At 66.0% G+C, this 1,267-nt stretch carries 1 protein-coding gene; it reads right to left on the reverse strand.

Features of this window, described 5'->3' with window-relative positions:
* Window positions 1-136 precede the first annotated feature (136 nt).
* On the reverse strand, window positions 137-1,267 hold a 1,131-nt coding region (locus CAPSK01_RS08435; protein ID WP_273703346.1), incomplete at its 5' end, for an AMP-binding protein.

The following is a 1,267-nucleotide window of genomic DNA, read 5'->3' on the forward strand; positions in this document are numbered from 1 at the left end:
ATCGTAAGCGGCATCGCGTAAACCTCCCGGTGATCGCTGCATGGCCTTCGGTCCTTCTCCTCATGAAAGCATCTTCTGGCCTTGCGGCCGCTCCTGGCCACTGGAGCTGGCAGAACAGCGGCAAATTCTATCGCTTTCAGTGTTTCATGGGTTGGCCATCAGCGCGCCCCTGGTACCAGAAATCGCCTTCTGCATCGATCTTCGCGAGATCGCCGGTCAGGACCCAGCCATCAGCGATGAACTTCCTGGTCGTCGCTTCGGGGCTTTGCCAGTACCCGAGCATGATCGCCGGATCGTCTTCCGCGTTGCACTGCCGATGCACGGCGAGCTCGCCCACTTCGCCCGGTGGCAGGACCTGGCCCTGGCGATCGATGACCGCCAGCCGATGCCCAGGGTAGGGGCGGCCCATCGCACCCGGTTTCGCTGGCCAGCGCGAAACGCAATTGCCCAGCACGTGGCCGATCTCGGTCTGCCGGAAGGTTTCGTTGATCGTCACCCCGAGCTTCTCCCTGGCCCAGTGAGAAACCGCGGCCGCAACCGGTCCGCCAGCGCTGACCAGCGTGCGCAGGTCGAGATCGTAGATCGCCCTCGGGTCGGGGACCGCTTCCATCATCCTCTGCAGGGTGCCGGGAGAGTGCAGGCTGTTGCGCACGCCGTACTTCTCGATCAGGGCAAACGCCCTGGCGGCGTCGAAACGTCCCCGGTAAGCAAGCAGCGGCCTCCCGAAGTGCCAGGTCGGCAACAAACCATCGCACAGGCCCGCAGTGCTCGCCCAGTCGGCAGGCGACCAGAACAGGTCACGCGGCTGCGGAAAGAAGTCATGCGAGCAGACATGGCCGCTGAGCCTGCCGAGCAGCGTGCGATGCGCCAGCAGCACCCCCTTCGGTCTGGTCGTGCTGCCGCTGCCGTAGAGGATCATCGCCGGATCATTGGCGGCGGTCGCTGCCGGCGTGTAGCGTGGCGAAGCATGTTCGAGCACTTCCTCCCAGCGCCTGAGATCCTTGCCGGCCGCCGCGCCGACGCCGAGCAGATGCTGCAGTTGCGGCAGCTTGTCGCGCAGTTGCCGCAGCGTCGGCAAGATCGTCGCATCGACGATGGCCAGGTGCGCGCCCGCATCGCCGAGCCGGTATGCAAGCGCATCTGGCGTGCAGAGCGGCGACAGGGGGACGGCCAGCGCGCCCATCTGATAGATCGCGACATGCGCAATCGCCGCCTCCGGACACTGCGGCAGGATCAGCGCCACCCGGTCGCCAGGCAGCGTGCCGAG

Origin of the sequence: Candidatus Accumulibacter vicinus (genome assembly GCF_000584955.1) — a bacterium.
GTDB lineage: Bacteria > Pseudomonadota > Gammaproteobacteria > Burkholderiales > Rhodocyclaceae > Accumulibacter > Accumulibacter vicinus.